Below are 20028 nucleotides of genomic sequence, written 5' to 3' on the forward strand. Positions count from 1 at the left end.
GGCGACCGCCATGAGCACCGAGACCCCAAAACGCCCGCGCAGAAACTTCTATGGCCGCTTCAAGGGCAAGACCCTGAAGCCCAGCCAAAAGACCTATCTGAACGAAGATCTGGCGGCTTTGTCGCCCGGTGCGGTGGATTGGGATACAAACCCCGAACGCAGGCCGTTGGACCTGAACACGTTGTTCGGCGGCAAACCGGTTTGGCTGGAAGTCGGCTTTGGCGGCGGCGAGCATCTGGTTCATCAGGCGCAAAGCAACCCCGACATCGGCATCATCGGGGCCGAGCCCTATATCAACGGCGTTGCCATGCTGCTGGGCAAAATTCGGCAGGCGGGGGTTGATAACCTTGCTGTGCATCCCGGCGATGCCCGAGACCTGTTCGACGTGCTGCCAGAGGCCAGTATATCGCGCGCCTTCCTTCTGTATCCTGACCCGTGGCCGAAAACCCGGCATCATCGTCGCCGTTTCGTGACGCCGGAACATCTTGAACCATTGGCAAAGGTCTTGAAGCCCGGATCGATCTTCCGGGTCGCCACGGACATCCCCGACTATGTGCGGCAGACACTGGAGGAAGTCCCCCGCGCCGGGTTCGAGTGGCTGGCCGAGCGCCCCGCAGATTGGCGCGAGCCGTGGGACGACTGGATTTCCACACGCTACGAGCAGAAAGCCTTGCGTGAAGGACGCACGCCCCATTACCTGACCTTCCGCCGCAAAGACTGATTGCCGCTGGACCAACCGGTGCCAATTCGCTAATCGGCTTGAGCACTGATAGCGCAAAAGGAGCCCCCATGTCCGGACACGGAACGCCCATCCCGATGACTTCGCATCCCTGCGGCCCGCTGACCGGCACGGCAGAGGTGCCGGGCGACAAGTCAATTTCGCACCGGTCACTGATCCTTGGCGCGATGGCTGTAGGCGAGACCAGGATATCGGGGTTGCTCGAAGGTGAGGACGTCTTGGACACCGCAAAGGCAATGCGGGCCTTCGGGGCAGAAGTCACAGATCATGGCGGCGGCGAATGGACCGTGCATGGCGTGGGCGTTGGCGGGTTTGCCGAACCGGATCAGGTGATTAACTGCGGCAATTCCGGCACCGGAGTCCGGCTGATCATGGGTGCCATGGCGACCTCGCCGATTACGGCAACTTTTACCGGCGATGCCAGCCTGAACAAGCGTCCCATGGCGCGAGTAACGGATCCGCTTGCGTTGTTTGGTGCGCAGGCCGTGGGCCGCTCGGGGGGGCGTTTGCCCATGACGATCGTCGGTGCGGCAGACCCGACTCCGGTCCGGTACGAAGTTCCGGTGCCCTCGGCCCAGGTGAAATCCGCCGTCCTGCTGGCGGGTCTGAATGCCCCCGGTGAAACCGTGGTTATCGAGAAAGAGGCGACCCGCGATCATTCCGAGCGGATGTTGTCCGGTTTCGGTGCCGAAATTACGGTGGAAGACACCGATGAAGGCCGGGTCATCACTTTGACGGGGCGCCCGGAGTTGAAGCCGCAAGTCATCGCCGTTCCACGCGACCCGTCCAGCGCGGCCTTCCCGGTTTGCGCCGCGCTGATCACGCCCGGTTCGGACGTTCTGGTGCCGGGTATCGGCCTGAACCCCACGCGCGCGGGCCTGTTCACGACGCTGCGCGAGATGGGCGCCGACCTGACCTATGAAAACGAGCGCGAAGAGGGCGGCGAGCCGGTTGCCGATCTGCGCGCGAAATACTCGCCAGACATGAAGGGTATTGACGTACCGCCTGAACGCGCGGCCTCGATGATTGACGAATATCCCGTTTTGTCCGTGGTTGCCGCAAACGCCACGGGCACCACGATGATGGGCGGAGTGAAGGAACTCCGGGTGAAGGAAAGCGACCGCATCGATGCCATGGCGCGCGGTCTGCGCGCCAACGGCGTCACGGTCAACGAGGGTGACGACTGGTGGTCGGTCGAAGGGTTGGGTATCGGCAAGGTTCCCGGCGGCGGGACGTGCGAAAGCTTCCTGGATCACCGCATTGCCATGTCCTTCATGGTGATGGGCATGGGCGCGCAGAACCCGGTAAGCGTGGATGATGGTGGTCCGATCGCGACATCCTTCCCGATTTTTGAACCGTTAATGGCGTCGCTTGGTGCAAAGGTAGAGCGCAGGTGAGCTTCACTGTCGCCATTGACGGACCTGCGGCTGCGGGCAAGGGCACGATCTCCAAGGCCGTTGCGGCGCATTTCGGGTTCGCGCATCTGGACACCGGCTTGCTGTATCGCGCCGTTGGGCGGCGTACTCTTGAAGGGTTTGGCGCGCTTGAAGCAGCGCAGGCCCTGACCGCCGAAGAGCTTGAGCAGGGTGATCTGCGCACGGCTGAAATCGCGCAGGCCGCATCCAAAGTGGCGGTGATCCCCGAGGTTCGCGCCGCCTTGGTGGATTTTCAGCGCGCCTTTGCCCGAAGGTCGGGCGGTGCCGTCTTGGATGGGCGCGACATCGGGACGGTGATTTGTCCCAATGCCGAGGTGAAGCTGTTTGTAACTGCCAGCCCAGAGGTGCGAGCCGAACGCCGGTTTCTGGAGCTTAGCGCAAAAGGTGCTGACGTGACGCGCGAACAGGTTCTGGCAGATGTCAAAGAGCGGGATGCGCGCGACGCAGAGCGCAGCGCTGCGCCGATGAAGCCAGCCGAGGATGCAGTGCGACTGGACACAACAGACCTCAGTATCGAGGCTGCATTGGCCAAAGCGCTTGAAATCATAAGCGCAAAACTGCCCGCGACGCGCTGACGTCGCAGGCAGGGGCGACATTTACAGCTCGCCTACGGCGATGCTCTTGATATTTGCCCACTGTTCGTCCGCCGTTTTTGTGGTGGCGGGAACGTCCTTCAGGAAGGCCGCGCGGGTTTCGGCGTTCAGGAACAGGTACAGTTTTCCATCTGCGACCAGGTACTGATCCGGGTCTCCGTCGAACTTCTTGCCGACCGACACGCCGAATGAACAGAATCCACCATGCTGCGGCAGATAGGCCGCCGGGTTCGCCATGAACGCCTCGAGGTTGGCGGCGGTGGTGAAGTAGTAGGACGCGCCATCATATGTCGCCGAGTGGGTGGCGAAGCCTTCGACCGGGTTGCCATCATTGACCAAAGCAACCAGATCGACCCCATGTGCGGCAAGCGGGGCACCTGCGGCCGAGATGCCGTTCGACACGTTGATTTCGTCCGCGGCAAAAGCCGGAGTGGACAGGGCGATGGCGGCCGCCAGGGCGGTGAAGACGATAGTTTTCATTACACGTTTCCTCTTGGTTCTGGGTTCGGGTCGATCGGATCGTCGACCGGTGAAACATAGTTAGGGGGTGAAAGTTGGACGTGTAATCGCAGATAAGCCATCAAATATTGCAGATCGTACAAGTATCTGAATGGCCAGAAGGCGCGTTCACCAAGCTTTGTTTGGTCAGTGTGGTTTTGCGTACCTATGCTGAAAGAATGCCTGCAGGAGTGCCATCATGATCCGATTAGCCCTCATTCTTGTTTTCATTGCCCGAAGCCTTGCCGCGCAAGAGCCCGTGCAAAGCCCACCCGAAGCCGAGCCGCCCATGACGTACGAACGGCTGGGCAACATTCTTTTCGCGCTTGACCCCGAAGCAGAGCCGAGCGGCCCTGGGTTTCAATTGACGATTGCAGGGGTACAGGTCTTGGTCATCACCGACACCAATGCGGATCGGATGCGGGCCATGGTCCCGATCCGCAGCGCTGAGGCGCTGTCGGAGGAAGACTTGATTCGAATGATGCAGGCCAATTTCGACAGCACTCTGGATGCCCGTTACGCGATCGCCAATGGCACCTTGTGGGCTGCGTTTATCCACCCGTTGTCCCTGTTGGAAAAAGATCAGCTGATCTCGGGGCTGGCCCAGACTGTGAACATCGCCAGGACATATGGCACCCTGTATTCCGGTGGCGCGGCAGAGTTCGGAGGCGGCGACAGCACCGATCTGCAACGTGAGTTGATTGAAGAACTGCTGAAGAAAGGCGAAGAGATCTGACCTGCACCGTGAATATGGGAATGGCGTGACGCCTGCTGGTTGGCCGACGTTGCGCGGCCGGGCCTTCATAGGCCCTAGATGGATTGAGGAAAGCTGTTATAGTTTCTTCCCAGCGAAAAGGGAAAGCTGCGACACAACCCGCAAAAAGCAGGGGCGCAGCAAAAAATTCCCGAGCCAACAGGGACAAAACTACATGAACAATCGTTTGAACAAAATCACTATCGTGGGTGGCGGTACGGCTGGATGGATGACCGCGCTGATCCTGGATATGGTGTTTTCCCGCACGTCAGCGCCCAAGGATCGACCGCAAATCTGTCTGATCGAAAGCCCGAACATCTCGACCGTGGGGGTGGGTGAAGCCACGGTTCCGCGGATGCCTGTCACGCTGCGTCAGGCGGGCATTTCAGAGCGGAGTTTCTTCCGCGAGACAAACGCATCGTTCAAGCTGGGTGTGAAGTTCTGCAATTGGAACAATGACGCCAAGGGCAATCGCATCGACTACATGAACCCCTTTGCGCACGGCCAGATGCTTGAGGGACTGGAGGCTGCCGAGTATTTCCTGCGCTTCGGCAATGGCGACAGGGATTTCACGCAGTCCATCTCGCCGCATGATGATCTGGCCCGTTTGTGCAAGGGCGCGCGTCAGTTGGGGCAGCCGGAATTCGAACAACGGTTTGGTTATGCCTATCATCTGGATGCCGTAAAGTTTGCAGGCATGCTGACCAGGGTCTGCACGAAGCGCGGAGTGGAACATATCCGGGATGAGGTGCAAACGGTCGAGCTGGATGAACAGGGCAATGTCAGTCATCTCATGCTCGAGGCAAAAGGCCGCCATGATATTGAGATGGTCGTGGATTGCACCGGGTTTCGTGGGCTGATCATCAACAAGGCACTCGGTGAGCCATTTTTGGATTACTCTGACTACCTGCCCAATGATAGGGCCATGGCGTTGCAGATCGAGCATCCGGATCCTGACAAGATCGAAAGCGCCACCAGATCCACTGCCTTGGGCGCAGGTTGGACGTGGCGCGTGCCGCTTTTTAACCGTGTGGGCACAGGATATGTCTATTCGTCGGCACACCGAACGGATGACCAGGCGGCGGACGAGTACCTTGAGTGGCTGGGTGACAGCGGCAAAGGTTTGACACCGCGCGTGATCCCGATGCGCGTCGGTCGCGTGCGCAATGCCTGGGTCAAGAATTGCGTGGCCATAGGCCTGTCCGGCGGGTTCATTGAACCGCTGGAAAGCACGGCGATCCACATGATTGACCATGCGATACGCTGGTTCGCCGAGCATTTGCCCACGCGAGACATCGAGCCTTCGCTAAGGGACAGATACAATCGGCAGATGGACAAGCTTTATAACGAGGTACTGGAATTCATCTGTTTACACTATCGGTTGGGCAACCGTACCGATGACCAATACTGGATCGATGCGCGCACCGAGATGAAGATACCGGATCGGTTGGCCGAAAATCTTGAACTGTGGCAGTATCGCCTGCCGATGGATCACGATATCGAGTTCGCCACTTTGTTTGACAGCCGCGTTTATCAAACCGTTCTTTTGGGCAAACAGGTTTATGATACGGGCTATGGTTCAGGCATCCGTGATCGTCTTCGACCGTTGAAGAAACCGATTTGGTTCCAGGGTATGAAGAACGCGAAAATGGATCTGGCGAAGATCGTTAAATCCATGCCGGATCACAAAACACTGTTGCGCGATATCCGGGGGGAACTTGATCAACCTGCCTTTGGAATGGCGGCAGCAATGAAGCCGACAGTGGCGATGCCGGGCACGGCGCCAGCCCCTGTGGTCATCGAGAACATGCCGAACTTTGCTGAAATCCAAAGCGGTAAAAAGGATTTGCAACTGTTCTGACTGCTTCCTGCCCGTCGCGCAGGGAATGTTTGCGGGAAAGGCGGGGTGCAAACTCCCCGTCTTTTTTACTTCCAACTGTTTTATCAATATGTAATGTAATCACATATATAGTGAAAGGCGACCGCATTGCGACAACAGAAGAAACAAGGGCAAACAAAGGGTCGGAACTTGCGGAGCACCCTCAAACGTCGGAGACGACAGGCGGCGCCTATGCAGGTTTACGATTCTCTGCCGTCAGGGCTGCGCCAGTGGTTGGCCTCGGCAAGTTTGCCGTGGAGCCCCGTTTCTGCGCAAAAAATCTGGACCCGGGCCGGAGGCGCGCGCAACCCTTCCGCAGCGTTGATGCGACTGGACGCAATTGAACAGGCCATGCTGCGGCGCGATGCCGGGGTTTGGACCTTCAAAACCGGCAACGCGCCTGGGTACAGAGCCGCCAAACCTTGAAAATATGGGCTTTGCCCTTGCACATACCGGGGAATCCGCCTATACGCGCGCTGTCGATACAAGGGCGGTCAACGTCCGGATGACGTTTCTGAGCAGGGCCGGGTTACCTCGGCCCTTTGTGTTTGTTTGCTCAGGGGCGCACCGGGTCACGTCCGATGGCACCATGAATCAAGACCGGCGGAGACAACCGCTCGGCCAGCAAAAACGTATTGTAAAGGAAAACAACGCCACATGGCTAACGCATCCATGGAGGAATTCGAAGCCCTCCTGAATGAAAGCTTCGAAATGGACACACCCGAAGAGGGTTCTGTTGTCAAAGGCAAGGTTCTGGCGATCGAAGCCGGCCAGGCCATCATCGACGTCGGCTACAAAATGGAAGGCCGCGTTGATCTGAAAGAATTCGCAAATCCCGGCGAAGCCCCTGAAATCGCTGTAGGTGACGAGGTCGAAGTTTACCTGCGTGCCGCAGAAAACGCCCGTGGCGAAGCCGTCATCTCGCGCGAGATGGCCCGCCGTGAAGAGGCATGGGACCGTCTGGAAAAAGCATATGCCGACGACCAGCGTGTCGAAGGTGCAATCTTTGGCCGCGTCAAAGGTGGCTTCACCGTCGATCTGGGTGGCGCAGTTGCGTTTCTGCCCGGCTCGCAGGTTGACGTGCGCCCCGTGCGCGACGCTGGCCCGCTGATGGGTCTGAAGCAGCCGTTCCAGATTCTGAAAATGGACCGCCGCCGTGGCAACATCGTTGTTTCGCGTCGCGCAATTCTGGAAGAATCGCGTGCCGAACAGCGTGCCGAGGTTATCGGCAACCTGTCCGAAGGTCAGACCGTCGAGGGTGTTGTCAAGAACATCACCGAATACGGTGCATTCGTTGACCTGGGCGGCGTTGACGGCCTGCTGCACGTCACCGACATGGCATGGCGCCGTGTGAACCACCCGTCCGAGATCCTGACGATCGGCGAAACCATCAAGGTTCAGGTCATCAAGATCAACAAAGAGACCCACCGCATCAGCCTGGGCATGAAGCAGCTGCAGGAAGATCCGTGGGATCTGGTTGCTGCCAAGTACCCGCTGGGCTCGGTCCATCAGGGTCGCGTTACCAACATCACCGACTACGGCGCGTTCGTCGAGCTGGAAGCCGGTGTCGAAGGTCTGGTGCACGTGTCCGAGATGTCCTGGACCAAGAAAAACGTCCACCCCGGCAAAATCGTATCGACCAGCCAGGAAGTTGACGTCATGGTTCTGGAAATCGACGGCGCCAAGCGTCGCGTGTCTCTGGGCCTGAAGCAGACTCAGCGCAACCCATGGGAAGTGTTTGCAGAAACTCACCCCGAGGGCACCGAGGTCGAAGGCGAAGTCAAGAACATCACCGAATTCGGTCTGTTCATTGGCCTCGAAGGCGACATCGACGGCATGGTTCACCTGTCCGACCTGTCCTGGGACGAGCGTGGCGAGGATGCGATCCAGAACTACCGCAAGGGCGATGTCGTTCAGGCGGTTGTCTCGGAAGTTGACGTGGATAAAGAGCGTATCTCGCTGTCGATCAAAGCCCTGGGCGGTGACAAGTTCGCCGAAGCCGTGGGCGGCGTGAAGCGTGGCTCGGTCATCACCGTCGAAGTCACCGCGATCGAAGATGGCGGCATCGAGGTCGAATACGAAGGCATGAAGTCCTTCATCCGTCGTTCAGATCTGTCGCGTGACCGTGCCGAACAGCGCCCCGAGCGTTTCTCGGTCGGTGACAAGGTCGACGTCCGCGTCACCAACGTCGACAGCAAGACCCGTCGTCTGGGCCTGTCGATCAAGGCGCGCGAGATCGCCGAAGAAAAAGAGGCCGTGGAACAGTACGGTTCCTCCGATTCGGGCGCATCGCTGGGCGATATCCTGGGTGCAGCGTTGAAATCCGGCGACTAAGCCAAGGCAGTATCCCAAGCATGAATTTCGGCCCCGCACGACAGTGCGGGGCCGTTTTTGTTGCGAATCAATATGTTCCGAACCGCAGGGTTAATTAGGGGATTGATCGCGCATTAAGTGTGGAAATTGGCCTGACAGATAAAATTTCGCGCGAGAATGTGGCAAAATAAAGCCTCAAAACTCAGAGTATCCGTTCCCCCCTTCCGGGTTTTTTCCTATACTGTCAAAACAGTAGACCTGTCACACCGGCTGCCTGGGAGGGTATCACGCATGATCCGTTCAGAATTGATTCAGAAAATCGCTGACGAAAACCCGCATCTCTATCAGCGTGATGTCGAGCGGATCGTGAACACCGTATTCGAAGAAGTCACAGACGCCATGGCGCGCGGTGACCGTGTCGAACTGCGGGGCTTTGGTGCCTTTTCCGTGAAAAAACGCGACGCACGTGTTGGGCGCAACCCGCGCACGGGCGAAACGGTGCAGGTCGAAGAAAAATGTGTACCGTTTTTCAAAACTGGCAAGTTGCTCAGGGATCGATTGAACGGTAAAGCCTGACACCATGATGCGTTACCTTCGATATGCTTTTCTGGCGGCCCTCGGGATCATCCTGATTTCCGTGTCTCTTGCCAATGTTCAGTCCGTAGAACTGAAACTGATGCCGGATGCTCTGGCCGAGCTTCTGGGTTTTAACCTCAGCGCGTCACTGCCGCTGTTTCTGGTGGTTTTGGGGGGTGTTGCGGCAGGATTGGTTATTGGTTTCCTGTGGGAATGGCTGCGGGAACACAAGCACCGCCGCGACGCGACCGTGAAGAAAACCGAAGTGCGCAAGCTTGAGCGCGAAGTCAAGAAGCTCAAGAAAAAGCAAAACCAAGGCAAGGACGATGTACTTGCCATTCTGGATGAGGCGAGCTGAGCCTGATCGTCATGTCTGATGTTCGGTTCAAAATCTGCGGTCTGACCGCACCGGATCACGTGCGCGCTGCGGCCGAAGCCGGGGCGGGTTATGTTGGGTTTGTTTTCTTTCCGAAATCGCCACGCAATCTGGATATTTTGCGGGCCGCAGAACTGGCGCATCTGGTCCCAGTTGGCGTTGCCAAGGTGGCTTTGGTGGTGAATGCCACTGACGAAGAATTGGACGGAATCGTTTCGACTGTACCGCTTGATATGCTTCAACTGCATGGCAAGGAATCGCCCGAACGGGTTTCCGAAATTCGCGAGCGATTTGGTTTGCCGGTGATGAAAGCCATAGGAGTGGCCGAGGCCGAGGATCTGGCGGCCGTCGATCTTTACTCGGAGGTGGCCGATCAACTGCTGATCGATGCGAAACCGCCCAGAGAGGCCGAATTGCCGGGCGGCAACGGGTTGGCTTTTGACTGGCGGCTGTTGGCCGGACGGAAATACTGGCGCCGGCCTTGGATGCTGGCCGGTGGCCTGACACCCCAGAACGTTGCCGAAGCAGTCCGGATGACAGGTGCCCGGCAGGTGGATGTGTCATCCGGTGTCGAAAGCGCGCCGGGTGTGAAAGATGCTGCCCTGATCCGCGACTTTGCATCGGCTCTCAGGTGATCTGATAAAGATCTTGCTGCGTATCCCTCGAAACAGAGGGGTTGAGCATGCTCGCAGCAATCGGGGGCGTTTCCTTGAAACACTGGTACCATGCGCCGGAGTTTTTCTGGCGCGCGGGACAGGCCTGTCGGCAGGCGCAAGGCGACCCATTGTGCCTGCACGCTGACTTGTTCAGGCAGGATGGCATCTATTTTTCATTCAGTGTCTGGCAAGACATCGAAGCAATGCTGACATTTTCCCAATCCGGCCCACACAGGCGTGCCTTGTTGGCGGCCGATCGTTTGGCGGATGTGAACAGGTTTCATCATTTTCCGTGCATTGGTGTGCCCAGCTCGGCGCAGGCGATTCAGGTCTGGCGTCAAAACACGCAGGTTGTGGAATGATGCGTTTTGCCCATGGCAAATCCCGCTGCCACCACCTATGAACAACAGATACGACGAGGGAGACACCCATGGCCAACGATCTTTTCAATTCCTTCATGTGCGGCCCTGACGAACAGGGACGTTTCGGCATCTTCGGCGGGCGTTTTGTCAGTGAAACTCTGATGCCGCTGATCCTGTCACTGGAAGAGGAATACAACAAGGCCAAAGATGATCCGACGTTCTGGGCCGAAATGGATGACCTGTGGGCAAACTATGTGGGTCGTCCTTCGCCGCTGTATTTTGCGGAACGCCTGACCGAGCATCTGGGGGGTGCCAAGATCTATCTGAAGCGTGACGAGCTGAACCACACCGGCGCGCACAAGATCAACAACGTGCTGGGGCAGATCATTCTGGCGCGGCGTATGGGCAAGACCCGGATCATTGCTGAAACCGGGGCAGGGCAACACGGCGTGGCCACCGCCACCGTATGTGCCAAGTTTGGCTTGAAATGCATTGTCTATATGGGGGCGCACGACGTGCAGCGTCAGGCCCCGAACGTATTCCGCATGCGTCTTCTGGGGGCCGAGGTGATCCCTGTGACCTCGGGCCGTGGGACGCTCAAGGATGCGATGAATGACGCGCTGCGCGACTGGGTGACTAATGTGCGCGACACGTTCTACTGCATCGGCACCGTGGCTGGGCCGCACCCCTATCCGGCAATGGTCCGCGATTTCCAGTCGATCATCGGCAAGGAAGCGAAAGAGCAGATGATGAAGGCCGAAGGCCGTTTGCCCGACACGATCATTGCGGCCATCGGCGGCGGTTCGAACGCGATGGGTCTGTTCTATCCTTTCCTCGACGACAAGGACGTCAACATCATAGGCGTCGAGGCGGGCGGAAAAGGTGTGAACGAGAAAATGGAGCATTGCGCTTCGCTGACCGGCGGACGGCCGGGCGTGCTGCACGGCAACCGGACCTATCTGTTGCAGGATGACGATGGCCAGATTCTTGAAGGCTATTCAATCTCGGCCGGGCTGGACTATCCGGGCATCGGGCCAGAGCATTCCTGGTTGCACGAAATTGGACGCGCGAATTACGTCTCGATCACTGACAAGGAAGCGCTCGAGGCGTTCCAGCTGTGCTGCGCAACCGAGGGGATCATCCCGGCGCTGGAACCAAGCCACGCATTGGCCCATGTGATGAAGATCGCACCGGAATTGCCCAAGGATCACCTGATCTGCATGAACATGTGCGGCCGTGGAGACAAGGACGTTCAGACCGTGGCCAAATATCTAAACTTCGATATGTCAGACACCGAAGGCCGTACGGCGGGTTGAGTGTGAACCGGGGCGGCATGTCCCGGTTGCTCTGTTATGGCGTCCTTTGCTCAAGCGGTCCTGAAAGCAATATTTTCAAGGCGAAACGTCCTGACGTTCCAGGGCAGGACAGGCGGGATAGTCAAACATGTGACATGTCCGCCCAAATCAGGTTGCCCTGCAAAAAAGGGCCGCCGCCAAGGCGCATGTAAGGACAACACAGAGGCCCGAGGAATCGCCGGCTGCTGGGAAACCTCGATCATTGTGCCTGCATTTGTTTCCCGACAACTGCCAGTTGCGATCTCTGCCTGGGATTGTTTCGAATATCCCGTCAAGGTCGAGAATCTGTAACCGGCATATTTTGAGCACGTGACTTGCAAAGTCACGGCTTGTTGTGACGTCTTGCCGAGAAGACTCCTTGAAAACACCGGGGTTCGAAGTGCTTTCCGACATTTTTTGCCTTTGTCTTTTGGTTTGTGCACAGCCATGTGGCCCGCACGCCAAAGTTGAGTTGTTTCCAATTCTATACAGTGTCTCCAATTTGAACTAACTATTGGGTAACTGGCGTGGTTGCGGCCGGTTCAGGGGACGTCTCTGCAATGGATGGGACAATGGATGACGTGGCTCGGGGCACAGTGTCTTTGCCCGGGCGCCCTGGTGTTTAGCGCCCTCGAGGTGTTGTAGGAGGTAAAATGGTCAGGTCCGTTATTTCGAGGCTGTTGTGCCTCTGTTTTCTGATTTCAGCACTCATGATCGGAAGCGCGAAAGAGGGTGCGGCCCTTGGTGGCGGCTTCTTCATAACCTCAGTTCCGACGCCGAACGGGGGAAGCATCTTTTTCAACAATATCCCACTTACCGGATCGGCCTTTGTTTCGCTGGGTGGGTCGGGGCAGGTTCCCGGCGGTAGTTTCTATTTCAACAACGGCATTCTGAACCTGAGTGCGATCACGCCTGCCGGCCTTGCTTCCCTGGGCTATATCGGCGCAACCATTCTCAGTCAGGATGGCGCGGATTCCACATATGCGGCAGACGGGTATATGGGGATTACGTTCACTGCGCGCGAAACCGTCGGAGGGCCGCTTTATCGCTATGAGATCGCGTTGTCCGGTGTAACGAACACCCAAATCGTCAACACGCGCGTTCTGGTGGATACGACACAGCCAACTGCAACGATTGGGGCCCTGACACCGACCGGCAGCGGAACGTTTCAAGCAACCATTACGCTGAGCGAACCAAGCACCGATTTCACCGTGGGCGACCTGTCCGTCACCAATGCAACGACCACTCTGACCGGGTCCGGCACCAGCTATGTCGCCACTTTGACGCCCCAGAACAACGGTACCATCGAGCTTTTCATTCCGGCAGGGGTGTTCTCGGACGCGGCTGGGAATCTGAACCTTGAGTCAAACAGGGTCAGCACGCTTCAGGCCGTGACAAATGCTCAACGTCAGATTCAGGCGTTCCAGAACGCCCGGGCCAACAGCCTTGTGTCGAACCAGCCGAAACTGACCCAGTTTCTGCAAGGTTCGGGGTCGGGTGTACTGGACGCTTCGGTCACGCAGGGCTCGGGGTATCTGAATTTCGCCAGTGATCCGGCGCGCCCCGTCTGGTTCAGTGTGACCGGCAACTGGAGTTCTCAGGATGATTATGACAACTCCTATGCACTGGCTGTTGTCGGGGCTCATCGCCAGATCAATTCGAACCTGTTGATCGGCGCCATGCTTCAGTTCGACTATGCCGAAACGGAAAACGGCCCGGCCAGCGTGGACGGTACGGGCTGGCTGGTTGGTCCTTATGTGGTGGCAAAATTGCCCAATCATTCGGTGTTTCTTGAAGGGCGGGTACTTTATGGCCAGGCCGACAACAACATCTCTCCGTTTGGCACCTACGAAGACAGTTTCGACAGTGACCGTTGGCTGGTCCAGTCGCGCGTGACAGGTGAGATAAAGCGTGGCGCCCTGACATTGATGCCCTTGCTGGACGTAAGTTATGCCAGTGACGATCAGAAAGCTTATACCGACAGCCTGGGTAATCTGATACCACAGCAGGATTTCAGTTTGACGACGGCACGGCTGGGTGTGGATTTCAGCCACCCGCTTCAAGTGTCACGAGGAGAGATGATGCTGACGGGCGGGCTTTCGGGGATTTGGAGCACGACTTCGGGTACTGGCACCGCCCCGGGCGTGACTCCGATTGGCGACACCGCCCGAGCCCGTGCGGATCTGGGCCTGGACTATCGGTTGGAAAACAACAGCTTGCTTGCAGCAAACGTGTTCTACGATGGCATTGGTGAAAGCGGTTTTGAAAACTACAGCATCAGCCTGATCTGGCAAATGGCGTTCTGACCTTGGGGCGAAACTGGATCGCGGATCAGGTCTCGCCCCAGGCGCAATGGCTGTCTAGGCATTCGCCTTGTTCTGAAGCAAGATATCAAGCGGCACAATCTCGAGCGCGCGTTGATGGGTCGCCTCCAGGTGAACCTTTGGGGCGCATCCTTCGTCATGGGCTTGTAGGAACCGGCCGGCACACAGACACCAGCTGTCACCGGGCTTGAGGCCCGGGAAATCAAACTCGGGCCGAGCCGTGCTCAGATCATTGCCGACGTATTTCGAGAATGCCAGAAACTCGGCCGTCATCACGGCACAAACCGTATGGCTTCCCTGATCCTCGGGGCAGGTATTGCACGCACCGTCGCGGAAGAACCCGGTCAGAGGATCGCGTGAGCAGGGCGCCAGAACGCCGCCGAGTACATTGATACTGTCTTGCTTCTGCATGAACACACCTTACAGGCTTTCTGCGATCTTGCGGAACATTTCGATATTTTGGTCGTTTACGCCAGTGTCGCGAAATTTCCGATCAGCGCCGGTAGACACAATCAGAACGCCGCGAGGTTGGTTGAAATAGATGTATTGCCCATACACGCCCCGGGCCAGAAACTCTCCCTCATGGGCGCCGCGCGGGATCCACCACTGGTACCCATATCCAATCTTCCCCTGAGCGGTCGGGGCGCTGGGTTGAGTTGCCTCGAATATCCAGTCGGAGGGCACCACTTGCCGGCCGTTCAATGCCCCATCTTGCAGGATCATTTGCCCGAACCGCGCAAAGTCACGTGTCGTGAAGTTCAATCCGCCCAAAACGAAGGCGACACCAGCGCCGTCAGTGACATAATACCCGTCCCGCTCAAGGCCCAGGGGCTGAAGGATTTTTTCCGTCAATAGATCCGCAACACTGCGACCGGTCGCCCCGCGTATCACCATGCCCAATACATGCGTGTCTATGGAAACATATTGCCAGGTTTCACCGGGGGGCGCGAAACTGTCCTGCAATGAGGCCGCGAAATCGTCCAGTTCACCGCCCAGGGCAATCACACGACCCATCCTGTTGATGTCAGATTTCGGGTCCAGATAATCTTCGTCAAACGTGACGCCGCTGGCCATGTTCAGAACGTTCCGAATTGTCGCCCTGTCATATGCGCTGCCTGCAAGTTTGGGGGCGTATTTGACGACGGGATCATCCAATGAATCGATTGCGCCCTCTTGCAGGAGAATGCCGAAAAGCGCCGACAGATAACTTTTTGCCACTGACCACGAAATCCGGCGATCATCGGGACCGGTGCCCAGATAGTATTCCTCGAACCGGATCTTGCCGTTCTGCATGATAAGCAAAGAAGTGACCGAGCGTTCATTGATCCAAGTGTCGGTGCCTTCCGGAAGATCGAAACCTTCGCCGTAGGGCAGTTCCCATGTTGGGGCGTTTCCACGCGGCAGATCCACGGTCAGAAAGGTTTCATCCATATGCGAAAAGTTGTGAACGATCTTGTCCTCGGAAAACAGAGAGTTCACCGCCATCAGGCGCTGTAACTCTTCGCGTTTCCAAAGCCCAACGGCAGCGGCGGCCAAAGCCAGCGCCAGCACAATGCGCAGAACCCACTTCAGTATGGACCGCATCGCATAGCCTCCCTTGTTTGCGTGTATTGGAACGTGGACATCCCGCTTTCGCAACGCCGACGTAACGGAAAGAGGGCGGGGCGCTATTTGAACTTGTCCAACAGTTTCTGCATGGCCGACCGTTCGTCGGCTGGTGGCTTCGGAGGTGCCTTAGATGCGGTTTCAGCTTTCGGAGCCGCCGTCTTGGACGACCGGGGCGGAGCAGTACGCAGGGCCACCGCGTTCATGAATTTTCCACCATCATTCTGGGCCAGATGGGGCGCGCCGTCCGAAACACCCCGCAGAACGTCGTCCAGCCAGTCACTCTCGGATTTCGCAAAGTCGCTCAGAACATAAGCCGAGACCATCTCCTTGCGGCCCGGATGTCCGATCCCAAGCCGGACACGGTCATAGGCTGCGCCTATATGGTCGTGGATTGAACGCAGACCATTATGCCCAGCGTGTCCGCCGCCCGCCTTTACCCGCACTTTGCCCGGGGCGAGGTCCAGCTCGTCATGGAGCACGACAACATCTGTGGACTCGAGTTTGTAGAAACGCATCGCTTCACCCACGGATTGACCGGACCGGTTCATGAAGGTCTGTGGTTTCAGCAAAAGGATTTTTTCAGACCCTAACCGCCCTTCCGAGATTTCGCCCTGAAACTTGGACTTCCATGGGCCAAACCCATGATCTTCCGCAATCCGTTCCACAGCCATGAACCCGATGTTGTGCCGGTTTCGGGCGTATTTCTGCCCCGGGTTTCCCAATCCGACAAAGAGTTTCATGACCATGCTCCGCCTCTGTAGCCTCGAGGCTATGTGATGCCCGGAATTGCCATGGAAATCCAGCCGGCGCCGCGCGTCATGACCACAAAAAAACGGGGCTCGTCAGAACCCCGTTTCAAAAATCAGACGTTTGATCCGAATTTATTCTTCTTCTTTGCCGACGACTTCGACTTCATCGACTGCAACTTCTGCTTCTTCACCTTCTTCGTCGTCACTTGTCGACAGACCGGTCGGTGCCGAGACGTTTGCGATCACGAAGTCGCGGTCGATGGTCGGCTTGGTGCCTTCGGGCAGTTCAACCGACGAAATGGTGACGACGTCGTTGATGTTCATTCCGGCCACATCAACGGTGATCTTCTCAGGAATGTCACCTGCGGTGCACAACAGCTCGACTTCCGGGCGGACAACGGTCAGCACGCCGCCCTTCTTGATGCCGGGGGCTTCATCTTCGTTGATGAACTCAACCGGAATGTACAGTGCGATCTTGGTGGTCCGGCGCAGGCGCATCAGGTCCAGGTGGGTCGGCAGGTCTTTGACGACATCACGCTGAACGTCGCGGCAGATGACGCGAACGTCTTCATGGCCTTCGACTTTCAGGTTCCACAGGGTCGACTTGAAGCGACCGGCCTTCAGGCGCTTGAACAGTTCGTTGAACGGAATCTGAATCGGCAGCGGATCTTTGTCGCCGCCAAACACTACGCCCGGAACCATGCCTTCGCGGCGCGTTTTGCGAGCGGCGCCCTTGCCTGTCCCCGTCCGTTCCAGAGCTACGAGATCAGGAATCTCTCCAGCCATGATAATTCTCCAATGTTAGGGCGGGTATCCTCCAAGGCTGTATACCCGCGTGAAGCCGCGTCCTTATCTCGATTCATCCGGTTTGGAAAGGGGGAAATCACAGCTTGTCGTTCTCTATGGCCCAACCGCGCGCTTCGGAGTGTTCTTCGTCAAATGAGTGAAGGGTCCGCTGCTTCATCTGGCCACAAATATCCCGGGGGAGACGCCCGGAACGGGCGGCGGGGGCAGAGCCCCAAATCTGCCGCGGTCTCAGGCTTGCCAGCGACCACCAAAATCTTCTGGTACCAGAAGATTGTGCGCCCCCAGCGCGCTAACGGTTTTTTCACCGCACAGCGCCATTGTTGTATCAAGTTCCTTCTGAATCACTTCCAGCGCGGTGGTGACGCCTTTCTGGCCCATGGCGCCCAGCCCATAAATAAATGCGCGGCCGATATACGTCCCCCTGGCCCCCAGTGCCAATGCCTTAAGCACGTCCTGACCCGAGCGGATACCACTGTCCAGATGCACTTCGACATCGTTGCCGACAGCGTCCATGATCTCGGGCAATACCCGAATCGAGCTGAGCGCACCATCCAGCTGACGCCCACCATGGTTCGACACGACTATGGCATCCGCTCCCAGCTTGGCAGCCATTTTGGCATCTTCCGCGTCGAGTATCCCTTTCAGGATCACTTTTCCGCCCCACTTTTCCATCAGTTTTTCGACTTTGCTCCAGTCGAGGGTGGGGTCGAACTGTTCAGCGGTCCAGGCCCCCAGTGAAGACGCGTCCGAGATACCTTGCACATGTCCCACTATATTGCCGAACTCGCGCCGTTTGGCACCCAGCATTTCAATGCCCCAGGCCCATTTGGTCATCAGGTTCGCTATGGTCTTTGCGGTCAGCTTGGGTGGTGCGGACAGGCCGTTCTTCAGGTCTTTGTGCCGTTGGCCCAGAATCTGCAGATCCAACGTAATCACCAGCGCCGAACACTTGGCGTCCTTGGCCCGCTGGATCAGACGGCTGACATAGTCATCGTCCTTCATCGTGTAGAGCTGAAACCAGAACGGCTTGTCGGTGTGCTCGGCCACGTCTTCGATCGAGTTGATCGACATTGTGGAAAGGGTAAAGGGCACACCAAAATCCTCGGCGGCTTTGGCGGCCTTCATCTCTCCGTCCGCATGCTGCATCCCCGTCAACCCGACCGGGGCCAACGCGACCGGCATTGACACCTTCTGGCCGATCATTTCCGAGGCCGTCGAACGCCCGGACATATCAACGGCAACCCGCTGACGCAGGCGGATCTTTTTAAAATCGGAACTGTTTTCGCGGAAAGTCTGTTCCGTCCAGCTGCCGCTTTCAGCGTAATCGTAGAACATCCGCGGCACGCGACGCTCGTATATGCGCCTGAGGTTTTCGATATTGGTTATCACAGGCATGACTCAGACCTCCGAACTTACTGGTTCGTTTTCCTTACCAATGCATGTCAACGCCTGCAATGATCTGGCCCGGCGTCGGGCAGTCAAAAAAAGCCTGCCCCAGAACAGTCTGCGGCAGGCTTTTTAGTCTTGTGTTATCTGCGGGATCAGGCGCTATGAGCGCCATCCGACAGGGACTTTACAAAATCCAGCACTTCATTGACCGGTTTGCCTGCACCGATCTGGCTGACGATCGCCGATCCGACTACGGCACCATCTGCCACGGACGCGATATTGCGGGATTTCTCGGGCGTATTGATGCCAAAGCCCACGATCACCGGCAGCTCGGTTGCGGCCTGGATACGGGCAACCTCGGGGGCCACATCCGTTGCCTGCGCCTCGGCCGCGCCGGTGATGCCAGTGATTGAGACGTAATACACGAAGCCCGAGGTGTTTTGCAAAACGCGCGGCAGGCGCTGGTCATCCGTGGTAGGTGTTGCAAGACGAATGAAGTTCAGGCCGGCCGCCTGCGCAGGCAGGCAAAGCTCTTCGTCTTCCTCGGGCGGCAGATCGACAACGATCAGCCCGTCAATACCGGCATCTTTGGCATCGGCCAGAAAAGCCTCTACACCCCGGCTGTAAATCGGGTTGTAGTACCCCATCAGGACAATTGGCGTTGTGTCATCTGTTTCCCTGAACGCGCGCGCCAGATCCAATGTGCGCTGCAACGTCATCCCGCCGTCCAACGCGCGTTGACCCGCTGCCTGAATTGTGGGGCCATCCGCCATCGGATCAGTGAAGGGCAAACCAAGTTCGATGATGTCCACACCCGCGCCGGGCAGGCCTTTGACCACGTCGAGCGAGGTGTCATAGTCCGGGTCCCCTGCCATCACATAGGCAACAAAAGCCTTCTTTCCTTCGGCTTTCAGGGCGGCAAACTTAGCGTCGATACGGGTCATCGGATGTCCTTGCAATCGGGTTTGGACCCGTGTGCAGAAACTTTGACCGAAAATCAATCCCGCCAACGCAGGAATAGCTCAGAAGCCCAGATGGTACCGCAGCAGAACCGCGTTTACACCAGGGTTCTCATCGTTGGTGCTGGCGTTCGACTTGTGCGTGATCGCAACTGACATTCTGTTGCCGTTGTTCAGGTTATATCCAAGACCCAAAAGGCTGCGGATCTGAAAGTCTCCGCCCAGGTCGTTCTGGTCGTTGCTGGCATTGAAGTATCCCGGCATGACACTGCCTTCGACGAACCAGCGCTCACCCAGAGAATACAGCCCGACCAGCCCAACACCGATATGCGTATCCCCGTCTTCGTTCACAGAAAACGCAGCACCCCAGCCAGCACTGAACCGAGTTGCCTGGTGAAAAGGAGTGTGATGGTACTCGAGAGCGATCAGTGCCTGATCTTCGGACGTCGCCTCGGAAAAATCTGAATACCCGGCACCAAGAACAACCGTCTGAGCATGGGCTGTAGCAAATGTAGAGACCGTCAGTACGGCTGCAAGAAGTAGTTTTTCCATTATATTCTGCCATTTAATTTGATCGCGCTATGTTAATTGTTCATCCTACCCTTCGGTTTTCAGGGCCGACAAGAACACGATTTGAGAACAATTTCGTGATGTGGCCGAAGGGACTCAAACAAAG

General features: G+C 57.4%; 21 protein-coding genes. 13 read left to right on the forward strand and 8 right to left on the reverse strand.

The annotated features are described in order from the left end of the window. Positions 1-10: 10 nt before the first annotated feature. The 3 genes from trmB (at position 11) to cmk (ending at position 2750) form a co-directional block, all read left to right on the forward strand. A complete protein-coding gene (gene trmB, locus ACR0I0_RS11020; RefSeq protein ID WP_480491412.1) occupies positions 11-721 on the forward strand; it encodes a tRNA (guanosine(46)-N7)-methyltransferase TrmB in 711 nt (236 codons plus the stop codon). A gap of 68 nt (positions 722-789) precedes the next feature. Next, positions 790-2136 (forward strand): 3-phosphoshikimate 1-carboxyvinyltransferase, encoded by a 1347-nt coding sequence (gene aroA / locus ACR0I0_RS11025; protein ID WP_210093553.1) that lies wholly within the window; start codon positions 790-792, stop codon positions 2134-2136. Continuing rightward, positions 2133-2750, forward strand: coding sequence for a (d)CMP kinase (gene cmk / locus ACR0I0_RS11030; RefSeq protein ID WP_171636757.1), 618 nt, complete (start codon positions 2133-2135; stop codon positions 2748-2750). The genes aroA and cmk overlap by 4 nt, the downstream gene beginning before the upstream one ends. 21 nt (positions 2751-2771) lie before the next feature. On the opposite strand, the gene ACR0I0_RS11035 is transcribed toward cmk, so the two are convergent. Then, the gene (locus tag ACR0I0_RS11035) at positions 2772-3248 is read right to left on the reverse strand and encodes a YHS domain-containing (seleno)protein (RefSeq protein ID WP_171724473.1); all 477 of its coding nucleotides are present in this window, start codon (positions 3246-3248) and stop codon (positions 2772-2774) included. A gap of 217 nt (positions 3249-3465) precedes the next feature. Here ACR0I0_RS11035 and ACR0I0_RS11040 point away from each other — a divergent pair, with 217 nt between their 5' ends. From ACR0I0_RS11040 to ACR0I0_RS11085, 10 genes are all read left to right on the forward strand, one after another. Beyond that, positions 3466-4002, forward strand: a complete 537-nt coding sequence (locus ACR0I0_RS11040) for a hypothetical protein (protein ID WP_170344921.1) — start codon at positions 3466-3468, stop codon at positions 4000-4002. A 193-nt stretch (positions 4003-4195) separates the two neighbouring features. Further along, positions 4196-5881 carry a tryptophan halogenase family protein gene (locus tag ACR0I0_RS11045; protein ID WP_171636759.1) on the forward strand — a complete coding sequence of 562 codons (1686 nt, stop codon included), beginning with the start codon at positions 4196-4198 and terminating at the stop codon, positions 5879-5881. Positions 5882-6049: 168 nt separating this feature from the next. After that, entirely contained in the window at positions 6050-6325 is a 276-nt protein-coding gene (locus tag ACR0I0_RS11050; RefSeq protein WP_256369019.1) for a DUF6525 family protein, read from the forward strand. A gap of 231 nt (positions 6326-6556) precedes the next feature. Beyond that, positions 6557-8233: a 30S ribosomal protein S1 gene (rpsA, locus tag ACR0I0_RS11055; RefSeq protein WP_480491414.1), complete on the forward strand. Its 1677-nt coding sequence runs from the start codon at positions 6557-6559 to the stop codon at positions 8231-8233. Positions 8234-8503: 270 nt separating this feature from the next. Beyond that, positions 8504-8788 carry an integration host factor subunit beta gene (gene ihfB, locus ACR0I0_RS11060; protein ID WP_050603110.1) on the forward strand — a complete coding sequence of 95 codons (285 nt, stop codon included), beginning with the start codon at positions 8504-8506 and terminating at the stop codon, positions 8786-8788. A gap of 7 nt (positions 8789-8795) precedes the next feature. Beyond that, positions 8796-9146 (forward strand): lipopolysaccharide assembly protein LapA domain-containing protein, encoded by a 351-nt coding sequence (locus ACR0I0_RS11065; RefSeq protein ID WP_171724471.1) that lies wholly within the window; start codon positions 8796-8798, stop codon positions 9144-9146. 11 nt (positions 9147-9157) lie between these two features. After that, positions 9158-9799, forward strand: coding sequence for a phosphoribosylanthranilate isomerase (locus tag ACR0I0_RS11070; RefSeq protein WP_480491416.1), 642 nt, complete (start codon positions 9158-9160; stop codon positions 9797-9799). Between the two features lie 47 nt (positions 9800-9846). After that, positions 9847-10182, forward strand: coding sequence for a hypothetical protein (locus tag ACR0I0_RS11075; protein ID WP_480491418.1), 336 nt, complete (start codon positions 9847-9849; stop codon positions 10180-10182). Between the two features lie 68 nt (positions 10183-10250). Then, on the forward strand, positions 10251-11498 hold the full coding sequence (trpB, locus tag ACR0I0_RS11080; RefSeq protein WP_480491420.1) for a tryptophan synthase subunit beta: 1248 nt from the start codon (positions 10251-10253) through the stop codon (positions 11496-11498). Positions 11499-12169: 671 nt separating this feature from the next. After that, complete coding sequence (locus ACR0I0_RS11085; protein WP_210093549.1) at positions 12170-13822, forward strand: Ig-like domain-containing protein; 1653 nt, start codon at positions 12170-12172, stop codon at positions 13820-13822. Between the two features lie 54 nt (positions 13823-13876). Here ACR0I0_RS11085 and ACR0I0_RS11090 read toward each other — a convergent pair whose 3' ends face one another. The 7 genes from ACR0I0_RS11090 to ACR0I0_RS11120 all read right to left on the reverse strand — a co-directional run bounded on the left by ACR0I0_RS11090 (position 13877) and on the right by ACR0I0_RS11120 (position 19904). Next, positions 13877-14251: a DUF2237 family protein gene (locus tag ACR0I0_RS11090; protein WP_171117420.1), complete on the reverse strand. Its 375-nt coding sequence runs from the start codon at positions 14249-14251 to the stop codon at positions 13877-13879. 9 nt (positions 14252-14260) lie between these two features. Further along, complete coding sequence (locus tag ACR0I0_RS11095; RefSeq protein ID WP_480491423.1) at positions 14261-15424, reverse strand: serine hydrolase domain-containing protein; 1164 nt, start codon at positions 15422-15424, stop codon at positions 14261-14263. A gap of 83 nt (positions 15425-15507) precedes the next feature. Beyond that, positions 15508-16188 (reverse strand): aminoacyl-tRNA hydrolase, encoded by a 681-nt coding sequence (gene pth / locus ACR0I0_RS11100; RefSeq protein WP_209834899.1) that lies wholly within the window; start codon positions 16186-16188, stop codon positions 15508-15510. A 141-nt stretch (positions 16189-16329) separates the two neighbouring features. Next, on the reverse strand, positions 16330-16983 hold the full coding sequence (locus ACR0I0_RS11105) for a 50S ribosomal protein L25/general stress protein Ctc (protein ID WP_171636768.1): 654 nt from the start codon (positions 16981-16983) through the stop codon (positions 16330-16332). Between the two features lie 249 nt (positions 16984-17232). Next, positions 17233-18399, reverse strand: coding sequence for an alpha-hydroxy acid oxidase (locus ACR0I0_RS11110; protein ID WP_480491425.1), 1167 nt, complete (start codon positions 18397-18399; stop codon positions 17233-17235). Between the two features lie 146 nt (positions 18400-18545). After that, on the reverse strand, positions 18546-19337 hold the full coding sequence (gene trpA, locus ACR0I0_RS11115; protein WP_209834901.1) for a tryptophan synthase subunit alpha: 792 nt from the start codon (positions 19335-19337) through the stop codon (positions 18546-18548). A gap of 78 nt (positions 19338-19415) precedes the next feature. Then, positions 19416-19904 (reverse strand): acyloxyacyl hydrolase, encoded by a 489-nt coding sequence (locus ACR0I0_RS11120; RefSeq protein ID WP_171636774.1) that lies wholly within the window; start codon positions 19902-19904, stop codon positions 19416-19418. Between the last annotated feature and the right edge of the window lie 124 nt (positions 19905-20028).

The sequence above is a fragment of the Ruegeria sp. AG6 genome (assembly GCF_056541565.1).

What these genes read in the sequence shown, in the direction of transcription:
- ACR0I0_RS11090 (WP_171117420.1), bottom strand. Translation starts at nt 14,251, where the DNA reads ATGCAGAAGCAAGACAGTATCAATGTACTCGGCGGCGTTCTGGCGCCC.
- ihfB (WP_050603110.1), top strand. Translation starts at nt 8,504, where the DNA reads ATGATCCGTTCAGAATTGATTCAGAAAATCGCTGACGAAAACCCGCAT.
- pth (WP_209834899.1), bottom strand. Translation starts at nt 16,188, where the DNA reads ATGAAACTCTTTGTCGGATTGGGAAACCCGGGGCAGAAATACGCCCGA.
- ACR0I0_RS11035 (WP_171724473.1), bottom strand. Translation starts at nt 3,248, where the DNA reads ATGAAAACTATCGTCTTCACCGCCCTGGCGGCCGCCATCGCCCTGTCC.
- ACR0I0_RS11045 (WP_171636759.1), top strand. Translation starts at nt 4,196, where the DNA reads ATGAACAATCGTTTGAACAAAATCACTATCGTGGGTGGCGGTACGGCT.
- ACR0I0_RS11085 (WP_210093549.1), top strand. Translation starts at nt 12,170, where the DNA reads ATGGTCAGGTCCGTTATTTCGAGGCTGTTGTGCCTCTGTTTTCTGATT.
- trpA (WP_209834901.1), bottom strand. Translation starts at nt 19,337, where the DNA reads ATGACCCGTATCGACGCTAAGTTTGCCGCCCTGAAAGCCGAAGGAAAG.
- ACR0I0_RS11075 (WP_480491418.1), top strand. Translation starts at nt 9,847, where the DNA reads ATGCTCGCAGCAATCGGGGGCGTTTCCTTGAAACACTGGTACCATGCG.
- ACR0I0_RS11105 (WP_171636768.1), bottom strand. Translation starts at nt 16,983, where the DNA reads ATGGCTGGAGAGATTCCTGATCTCGTAGCTCTGGAACGGACGGGGACA.
- ACR0I0_RS11095 (WP_480491423.1), bottom strand. Translation starts at nt 15,424, where the DNA reads ATGCGGTCCATACTGAAGTGGGTTCTGCGCATTGTGCTGGCGCTGGCT.
- ACR0I0_RS11065 (WP_171724471.1), top strand. Translation starts at nt 8,796, where the DNA reads ATGCGTTACCTTCGATATGCTTTTCTGGCGGCCCTCGGGATCATCCTG.
- ACR0I0_RS11040 (WP_170344921.1), top strand. Translation starts at nt 3,466, where the DNA reads ATGATCCGATTAGCCCTCATTCTTGTTTTCATTGCCCGAAGCCTTGCC.
- ACR0I0_RS11120 (WP_171636774.1), bottom strand. Translation starts at nt 19,904, where the DNA reads ATGGAAAAACTACTTCTTGCAGCCGTACTGACGGTCTCTACATTTGCT.
- trmB (WP_480491412.1), top strand. Translation starts at nt 11, where the DNA reads ATGAGCACCGAGACCCCAAAACGCCCGCGCAGAAACTTCTATGGCCGC.
- trpB (WP_480491420.1), top strand. Translation starts at nt 10,251, where the DNA reads ATGGCCAACGATCTTTTCAATTCCTTCATGTGCGGCCCTGACGAACAG.
- ACR0I0_RS11070 (WP_480491416.1), top strand. Translation starts at nt 9,158, where the DNA reads ATGTCTGATGTTCGGTTCAAAATCTGCGGTCTGACCGCACCGGATCAC.
- ACR0I0_RS11110 (WP_480491425.1), bottom strand. Translation starts at nt 18,399, where the DNA reads ATGCCTGTGATAACCAATATCGAAAACCTCAGGCGCATATACGAGCGT.
- aroA (WP_210093553.1), top strand. Translation starts at nt 790, where the DNA reads ATGTCCGGACACGGAACGCCCATCCCGATGACTTCGCATCCCTGCGGC.
- rpsA (WP_480491414.1), top strand. Translation starts at nt 6,557, where the DNA reads ATGGCTAACGCATCCATGGAGGAATTCGAAGCCCTCCTGAATGAAAGC.